This window comes from Methylorubrum podarium, assembly GCF_022179745.1.
GTDB lineage: Bacteria > Pseudomonadota > Alphaproteobacteria > Rhizobiales > Beijerinckiaceae > Methylobacterium > Methylobacterium podarium.
This window is the reverse complement of sequence record NZ_BPRD01000083.1, coordinates 1-3981: the sequence shown is the minus strand read 5'-3', so window position 1 is coordinate 3981 and position 3981 is coordinate 1. Positions and strand designations below refer to the sequence as shown.

Sequence of the window (3981 nt, the reverse complement as noted above, 5' to 3'; positions counted from 1 at the left end):
CCGCGAGGCGGTGAAGGGCGTCGACGAGGTCTACAACCTCGCCGCCGACATGGGCGGCATCGGCTACATCTCCGGCGCGCACGCCTCGATCACCTTCAACAACACGATGATCAGCGCGCAGATGCTGAAGGCCGCCTTCGACGCCAAGGTCGAGCGGTTCCTGTTCTCCTCCTCGGCCTGCGTCTACCCGCAGCACCTGCAGGACGTGCCGAGCGTGATCCCGCTGAAGGAGGAGGATGCCTTCCCGGCCGCCCCCGAGGAGGGCTACGGCCTGGAGAAGCTCTACACGGAGAAGCTCTGCCAGTACTTCACCGAGGATTACGGCTTCCCGACCCGCTCCGTCCGCTTCCACAACGTCTACGGGCCCTACGGCACCTACGACGGCGGCAAGGAGAAGGCGCCGGCCGCGCTCTGCCGCAAGGTCGCGCGCACGCCCGACGGCGGCACCATCGACATCTGGGGCGACGGCCAGCAGACCCGCTCGTTCATGTACGTCGATGACTGCGTCGAGGGCATCTACCGCATCATGCAGTCGAACTATTCCGGGCCGCTCAACCTCGGCACGGACGAGCTCGTCAACATCAGCGGCCTCGTCGATCTCGTGGCCGAAGCCGCCGGCAAGACGATCCACAAGTCGTTCGACCTGAGCAAGCCGCAGGGCGTGCGCGGGCGCAACAGCGACAACACCCTCCTGCGCGAGACCCTGGGCTGGGAGCCCGGCATCCACCTGCGCGAGGGTCTCAAGCCCACCTATGCCTGGATCGCGGCGCAGATCCAGGAGGCCCAGCACGAGGCGCAGCGGGAGGCGGACGCCGCCCCTAGGCAGGCCGCCGAGTAGGCCGGCCGAACTCCGTCCCTCCCCGCAGGTACTGCAGCGCGAGCGAGCCCATGCCGGACGTCGATGTTGCCAATACCGGCATCCTGCCGGCCGGGGGCCCCGGCTGGCAGGAGCGCGTCAAAGGGCGCGTGCAAGAGAGCCTGCAAGGGAGCTTGCAGGAGCGTCTGCAGGAGCGCGTCGGAGCCGCCCGATCCGGCTCCGAGGCGACCGCCTGGGCCCGGCGCCGGATCGTCACCGGAGCCCTCGTCCGCGGCGATGCCGCCGCCGTCCTCGCCGCCTGCGCGGGAAGCCTGCTCGTCATGGCGGCGGCCGGGGCGCTCCCCGGCCTCGCGCCGGCCACGCTGGCCGGCTGGTGCGCCCTGCAGATCGCCGCCCTGGCGCTGTGCGGCCTCTACGGGCCGATCGAGGCGGAGCCGATCGAGCGGCTGCGGCGCCGCGGCCTCGCCGCCGCCCTCGCGTTCGGCGCCGCCGTGCTGGTCGGCGGCAGCCCCTCGCCGTGGCTCTGGACCGCCGCCGGAATCGCCGCCCTCCTCTCGATCCCGTTCGGGCATTACGCGGAGGGGTTCGTGCGTGCGCGGCTCGTCCGGCGGGGCGTGTGGGGGGCGGCGACCATCGTCTACGGCCAGGGCGCGGCCGAGCTCGCCCGCAGCCTCGCCGCGCGGCCCGAACTCGGCCTGCGGCCGGTCGGGATCGTCCGGGAGCCCGTGAGCGGACTCGAGCCCTTCCGCGCCGCCGCACCGTCGGGGCCGGCGGAGGAGGAAGGCGGGGCCGAGCGGATGGCGGAGCTGCTGGCGACGGCCGAGGTCGCCCTCTGCACGCCGGGCGAGCGCGAGCCCGGACGCTTCGCCTGGCTGACCCGGCATCCGTTCCGGCAGGTCATCGTGGCGCACCAGGCGCCGGAGGTGGAGACCGTGCGCCTCCAGACCCGCTGCCTCGGCCCCATCGTCGGGCTCGTGGTGCGCCGGGCGATCTTCTTGCCGCACAACCTGCGCCTCAAGCGCGCGGTCGATCTCGCCGTGACGCTGCCCGCGCTGATCCTGTTCGGGCCGCTGATCGGCGTGCTCGCCCTCGCGGTGAAGCTCGCCGACCCGGGACCCGCCTTCTACGTCCAGCCCCGCGTCGGGCGGGATGGCCGCACCATCCGCGTGTACAAGCTGCGCAGCATGTTCCGCGACGCGGAGGCGCGGCTCGCCGGCCACCTCGCCGCCGACGAGGCCGCCCGGCGCGAGTGGGACCGGTTCTGCAAGCTGCGCGACGATCCGCGCGTCCTGCCCGGCATCGGCGGCTTCATCCGGCGCACCAGCCTCGACGAGCTGCCGCAGCTCCTCAACGTGCTGCGCGGCGACATGAGCGTGGTCGGGCCCCGGCCCTTTCCGGCCTACCACACCGAGCGGTTCGGTCCCGCCTTCCAGGCGCTGCGGGCGAGCGTGCCGCCGGGCCTGACCGGGCTGTGGCAGATCTCCGCCCGCAGCGACGGCGACCTCGCGGTCCAGGAGCAGCAGGACAGCTTCTACATCCGCAACTGGTCGATCTGGATCGACCTGTACATCCTCCTCGAGACGGTGCCGGCGGTGCTCACCGCCAAGGGCGCCCGCTGACGAGGGTCCGGAAGAGGGTCCGGCGGCCCTCTTCCCCCGATGCGCTTCCCTTTCGATCCCGATGCAGGCGTGACCCATGGACCCGTTCCACGAAGCCGAGCCGTCCGGCGGCCGGCCCTCGCTCACCGCCCATTACGAGGCCGTCACGGGGCACGCCCTCGCGGTGCTCTGGCGCCGGCGGATCATGATCGCCGCGATCGCCGGGCTCTCGGCGCTGGCGGCCGGCGCGGCCTCGCTGGCCCTGCCGCCGAGCTACACCGCCGAGGTGCTGCTCCAGTTCGATTTCGGCCAGACCCAGGACGTGCGCGGGACCGGCAAGTCGGGCCCGCAGATCGCCCTGGAGCCGGCCTCGGTGGTGGAGAGCGAGGCGCGCATCATCCGCTCCTTCGCCATCGCGCAATCCGTGGCGGCCCGGCTCGAGACCGAGTCGGGTGAAGCGGAGCACGCCGCCAAGGAGCCGCAGCCCGCGGGATGGGTCGCCTCCCTGCGCCAGGCGCTCGAAAACCGGGTCCAGGCCGCGCTGCCCGCGCCTTCCGGCCCTCGCCAGGACGGGGCTACGCAGCAGGAGACCGAGCGGGACGCGCAGGCCGCGCGGCTCCTGCGCGGGCTCACCGTCGGCAACGACGCCAAGGCCTACCTGATCACCATCGGCTACCGCGATCGCGATCCCCGGCGGGCGGCGGAGACCGCCAACACCTTCGCCACCGAGTACCTCGCCCGCAAGATGCAGGCGGCCTCGCTCGCCACCGAGCGGGCGAGCCGCTGGTACGCCGAGCAGATCCAGGTCTCGCGCGGCGAACTCGCCCGCCTGGACGGCGAGATCGATGCCTTCCGCAAGCGCACCGGCTTCGTCGAATCGGTGCGCGAGGGCGTGGACCTGCGCGAGCAGCAATTGCGCGATGCCCTCTCCGAATTGTCCAGCGCCACCGCCAAGCGGCTGGCGGAGGAGGCGCGGCTGCAGCGCGCCGGGGACGTGATGCGCTTCGGCGGCGTGCCGAACGCCGCCGACACGACGATCTCGCCGGTGATCCAGCAGATGCTGGCCGACGACAGCAAGCTGCGCCAGGAGCTGGAGCAGCTCACCGCCGTCTCCGGCGACAACCACCCCAGCGTGCTGCGCCTCAAGGCCGCGATCGCCGCGCTCCAGCAGCGGCTCCAGATCCGCATGGCCGAGGTGCTGAAGCTGGTGGAGGTCGATCTCGGCGCCGCCCGCAGCCTCGAAGCCTCGGCCGAGGCGCGGGTCGCGACGGTGCGCCGCTCGCTCATCGAGAGCAAGGCGCTCGAAGCCAAGCTGCGCGCGCTCCAGGCCGACGCGACCGCCGCCCGCGACCGCCTGCGCGTCCTCGACGAGGGCTACCAGACCGCCAACGCCCTGAGCGAGCTCAAGCCGGTGATGGCGCAGATGCTGGCGCCGGCCAAGGTGCCGACCCTGCCCACCGGCCCCGGCCTCGGCCTCGTGCTCGGGCTGGGCCTGTTCGCCGGCGCCGGTGCCGGCTCGGTGCTGGCGCTCGCCCTCGACCGCCGCGACCGGGGCTACCGCAGCCA

At 73.1% G+C, this 3981-nt stretch carries 3 protein-coding genes; all 3 read left to right on the top strand.

Annotated elements, in window-relative coordinates; translation table 11 throughout:
* A partial coding sequence (locus tag MFF42_RS04260) for an NAD-dependent epimerase/dehydratase family protein (RefSeq protein WP_238254648.1) occupies window positions 1-838 on the top strand: 838 nt, incomplete at its 5' end.
* A 50-nt stretch (window positions 839-888) separates the two neighbouring features.
* A complete protein-coding gene (locus MFF42_RS04255) occupies window positions 889-2436 on the top strand; it encodes an exopolysaccharide biosynthesis polyprenyl glycosylphosphotransferase (RefSeq protein ID WP_238254647.1) in 1548 nt (515 codons plus the stop codon).
* 76 nt (window positions 2437-2512) lie between these two features.
* The coding region (locus MFF42_RS04250; RefSeq protein ID WP_238254646.1) for a GumC family protein at window positions 2513-3981 on the top strand (1469 nt) is incomplete at its 3' end.

What these genes read in the sequence shown, in the direction of transcription:
- MFF42_RS04255 (WP_238254647.1), top strand. Translation starts at nt 889, where the DNA reads ATGCCGGACGTCGATGTTGCCAATACCGGCATCCTGCCGGCCGGGGGC.